This window comes from Dietzia sp. CW19, from assembly GCF_014145265.1.
Taxonomy (GTDB): Bacteria; Actinomycetota; Actinomycetes; order Mycobacteriales; family Mycobacteriaceae; genus Dietzia; species Dietzia natronolimnaea.
The window spans coordinates 1-3,722 of sequence record NZ_JAALEE010000183.1; the positions used below are offsets into that span (position 1 = coordinate 1).

Sequence of the window (3,722 nt, forward strand, 5' to 3'; positions counted from 1 at the left end):
CCTGGCGCATCCTCTACACCAGCACAGCGCCGGACGACACCGTGGTGGCCGTCAGCGGCACGGTCATCGCGCCGGCCGACCGGGGCACGGACGCGCTCCCGCTGCTCAGTGTGGCGCACGGGACCACCGGGATCGTCCCGCGCTGCGCGCCGTCCCTCAGCCCCACCCCGTTCTCCGACGGTGCGGGCGCCGCGCTCACGGAGATGGTGACCGAGCACGGGTGGGCGGGGGTGATCTCGGACTACGTGGGTCTGGGAACCCCGGGGATGCACCCGTACCTGGTGGGACAGGTGGAGGCGCGCAACGTCCTCGACGCCTCCCGTGCGGCACAGCAACTCGACGGGGTGACCCTGAGCAGCGACACCGTTGTCTGGGGGCACTCGCAGGGCGGGCACGGTGCGCTGTGGACCGGTCAGATCGCCGAGGACTACGCTCCCGAGCTGACCCTGCTGGGCATCGCCGGGATGGCTCCCGCCACGGACCTCTACACGCTCGCCGAGCTGAGCAAAAACGAGGTGGGGGGCAAGACGGTCTCCGCCTACATCGCGCAGTCGTGGAACGAGGTCTACCCGGAGCTGGATCTGGCCGGGCACCTCAACCCGGGCACCGCGCACGGCGTGGAGAGGATCGGCGACCTGTGCTTCAACGAGAAGGACGCGATCGCCGCCCTCGTGCGGGGCACCCAGATCCCTGAGCAGGTGTTCCCCGACGCGGTCCTCGACGGCGACCTGGGGGCGACGTTGAAGGAGAACTCGCCGACCGGGCCGTGGCCCGCGCCGGTGCTGATCGCCCAGGGGCTGGCCGACCCGTTGGTCAAGCCGGCGATGCAGCAGGACTGGGTGGACGCCCGGTGCGCGGACGGCGAGCCGCTCGACTACCGGACCTACCCCGGCCGCGATCACAACGGGCTGGTCGCCGCGGACTCCCCGCTGACCCCGCAACTCGTGAGCTGGACCCTCGATCGCTGGAACCGGGCGGCGCCCACACCCACCTGCTGAGCGGGCGCAGGCGGGGGAGCGGGCTCCCCATTGACAGTTTCCTATATAGGAATATGATTGCGCCCATGGCACGGGCAGCGACGACCTCGGACGTGTTCAACGCGATCGCCGAACCCCAGCGCAGGGAGATCCTGGTCCTGCTGCGGGATGGCGAGCGGCCGGCGACCGAGGTCGCGCTCGAACTGGGGATCACCCAGCCCGGTGCCTCCAAGCACCTGCGGGTGCTCCGCGAGGTCGGCCTGGTGCGCGACCGACGTGAGGGCAAGCAGCGCATCTACCACCTCGACCCCGGCGGGCTCCGGTCCGTCCACGAGTGGGTCGGCGGGTTCGAGCGGTTCTGGAACGAGAGCTTCGACAGGTTGGACGACTACGTCCGCGAGATGGCGCGGGCCGAGGAGGAGGAGTAGACCATGGGGGACAGCAGGCGGGGTGACCCGACAGGGCCGGAGACCGCGGACCGCGAGATCGCCATCACCAGGTACATCGACGCGCCGCGAGAGCTGGTGTTCCGCGCGTTCACCGAGGTGCAGCACCTGGCGCGGTGGTGGGGACCGGAGGGGTTCACCACCACCACCCGGTCCTTCGAGTTCCGCGAGGGCGGCGTGTGGGACTTCGTCATGCACGGCCCGGACGGAACCGACTACCAGGAGTGGATCACCTGGCGCGAGATCGTCCCCCCGGAGCGGATCGCGCTACTGCACGGCGAGTCCGCGGAGGATCCGGAGGCGTTCGAGTCCGTCCTGGACTTCCGAATCGACGGCGGGGGGACCCGTGTCGAGTTCCGCACGGTGTTCCCGACGAGGGAGCTCCGCGATCGCGCGGCGCAGGAGTACCACGCCGTCGAGGGTGGCGAGCAGACCCTGGCCAACCTGGCGGTCCATGTCGCCGAGCTCGCCGACGCGCAAGGGGATGCGGGAGTGCGGAGGCAACTGGTCCGGGTCCACAACTTCTCCGTCTCGCTGGACGGGTTCGGTACGGGGGAGGGGCAGTGCCTCGAGGCGCCCTTCGGTCACGCCGGGCACCGGTTGTTGGAGTGGGCGCTACCGACACGGACCTTCCAGGACATGGGATTCCACGGGGACCGTGAGGCCTCGGTGGGGGTCGACGAGGCGTTCGCGAGCCGGTGGAACACGGGTATCGGCGCGGAGATCATGGGCCGCAACAAGTTCTCCCCCACCCGGGGCCCCTGGGCGGACGAGACGTGGCGTGGCTGGTGGGGGGACACCCCGCCCTTCCACACCCCGGTGATCGTCCTGACCCATCACCCCAGGCCGACGCTGGAGCTGGACGGGGGCACCACGTTCCACTTCATGGACGCCGAACCCGCCGCGGCGCTCGACGCCGCGCGCGAGCTGGCAGGTGGCCTGGACGTCCGCATCGGCGGGGGAGCGAGCACGATCCGCCAGTTCCTCCGGGCGGACCTGATCGACCAGATGCACATCGTCGTGGTGCCCGTCATCCTGGGCCGGGGGGAACGGCTGTGGGACGGGGTGGAGGGGCTCGAGGAGCGATTCCACATCGAGTCCACCACCTCGCCCAGTGGGGTCACCCACCTGAGCTTCTGGCGTCGCCGTACACCGGGGCCTCGGACAACCTCAGGCGTGTGACGAAGCGCCGGGGCTCACCCGAGAGCGGGTCGGTGAACGCCAGCTCCCTCGCGAGCAGCTGGAGAGGCAGGGAGTGATCATCCGGGATCTCCGGTAGCAGGTCGGGGTACCGGCGATCACCCAGGATCGCGATCCCCAGTGCCGCCAGGTGTACCCGCAGCTGGTGCAACCGGCCGGTCCGGGGGCGCAGGATCGTGTGCAGCACCGGGCGCCCGGCCGCGCTCCTGCCGGCACCGAGGACGTCGACGAGGGTCTCGGTGTTCGGCGGGAGGTCGGGGCGGACGGCGACCCGTCGGTGGCCTCGCAGCCTCTCGAGGTGGTCGCGGTGGACGAGGGGGACCGGTCGCCCGGAGATCTCCGGCGTGTGCGGATCCCAGCCCGGCGGCCGCGTCGAGACAGCCTCGTAGACCTTGGCGACCTCTCGTCGTTCGAACAGGGTCTGGTAGGCGCCCCGTGTGGACGGGCGTGCCGAGAACATCACCAGCCCGGCGGTGGCGCGGTCCAGACGGTGGACCGGGGTGAGGTCGGGATTGTCGAGACGGACGCGGAGACGGACGAGCGCGGACTCGCGCAGGAACCCGCCCGTCGGGGTGGTGGGGAGGAAGTGGGGTTTGTCGATCACGACCAGATCGTCGCTGACGTGCACGATCTCCTCGCGGACGGGGAGCGGGTCTTCCGCCGGCACCTCGCGGTGATACCAGATGAACTCGTGTGAACCGAGGGCCGCCGTGGGGCCGACCGGGCGGGCGTCGGCGCCCACGAAATCGCCGGCGGCGAAGCGGCGGTGCAGATCGGCAGGGTCGAGGTGATCGAACCGCTCGACCACGTACTCGGCGATCGACGTCCACGGCCCGGCCGTCGGCACGCGGAGCCGCGTCGGTCCGACCCCGTCCCTCACGGGCAGGGGCGAGGGCATCGGCACGACCGCCATCCTCCCCAATAGACTGGGGATCCACCACCCGATCCGGATTCGAGGACCGCACGATGGCACCGCACGACCCCGGCCCCGCCCCGGCCGCGCGGCCCGAGCCCTCGTCCCTCATCGGACCGGTGACCGAACCGGACATCCACGTGATGAGCTGGAACGTCCGCCGTCCGGTCCCGGCCGTGGTGGCGC

The 3,722-nt window shown here is 71.0% G+C and carries 4 protein-coding genes; 3 read left to right on the forward strand and 1 reads right to left on the reverse strand.

Going from position 1 to position 3,722, the window contains the following annotated elements; all coding sequences use genetic code 11:
- The 3 genes from G6021_RS06325 to G6021_RS17880 all read left to right on the forward strand — a co-directional run.
- Positions 1-998, forward strand: a 998-nt coding sequence (locus G6021_RS06325; protein ID WP_182640870.1) for a lipase family protein, incomplete at its 5' end; no start/stop codon positions are given.
- Positions 999-1,063: 65 nt separating this feature from the next.
- A complete protein-coding gene (locus tag G6021_RS06330; protein WP_182610625.1) occupies positions 1,064-1,405 on the forward strand; it encodes a metalloregulator ArsR/SmtB family transcription factor in 342 nt (113 codons plus the stop codon).
- A 3-nt stretch (positions 1,406-1,408) separates the two neighbouring features.
- Positions 1,409-2,605, forward strand: a complete 1,197-nt coding sequence (locus tag G6021_RS17880; RefSeq protein WP_347238924.1) for an SRPBCC domain-containing protein — start codon at positions 1,409-1,411, stop codon at positions 2,603-2,605.
- Here G6021_RS17880 and G6021_RS06345 read toward each other — a convergent pair.
- Complete coding sequence (locus tag G6021_RS06345) at positions 2,544-3,536, reverse strand: pseudouridine synthase (RefSeq protein WP_182640871.1); 993 nt, start codon at positions 3,534-3,536, stop codon at positions 2,544-2,546. The two genes, G6021_RS17880 and G6021_RS06345, sit on opposite strands and share 62 nt — an antisense overlap.
- Positions 3,537-3,722 lie beyond the last annotated feature (186 nt).